The organism is Halalkalibacter lacteus (assembly GCF_036663595.1).
Taxonomy (GTDB): domain Bacteria; phylum Bacillota; class Bacilli; order Bacillales; family Bacillaceae_D; genus Halalkalibacter; species Halalkalibacter lacteus.
In genome coordinates this window covers 1-279 of sequence record NZ_JAWRVL010000160.1, presented here as the reverse complement: position 1 = coordinate 279, position 279 = coordinate 1, and the positions used below count along the sequence as shown (strand labels likewise).

The following is a 279-nucleotide window of genomic DNA, read 5'->3' as shown; positions in this document are numbered from 1 at the left end:
CGACGGATGTAATCCAACCCGTGATTCTGAACCAACTCATTCAGCCCACGATTTGGATAATCCTTGCTGTTCTCTTCTTCCGGGTCATACCCTTTTGCGAGATATGTTTGCCAGCGCGACAATATGCCACCAGATCCAGTCGCCGATCCAACATAATGTCGACCAGTACGATTGTCGGTTATTAAATACACACCGTAAACACTCGATAACGCAGTTTGCCAAGCCACACTCGTCAATTCACTCTGAAGCGTTTGGTAATCTACATTCACATTTTCAAAA

General features: G+C 45.2%; 1 protein-coding gene. It reads right to left on the bottom strand.

The genetic code is table 11. The features are described from left to right. Window positions 1-279: GIY-YIG nuclease family protein (locus tag SAZ04_RS21910; protein ID WP_488803354.1), on the bottom strand; the 279-nt coding region annotated here is incomplete at both ends.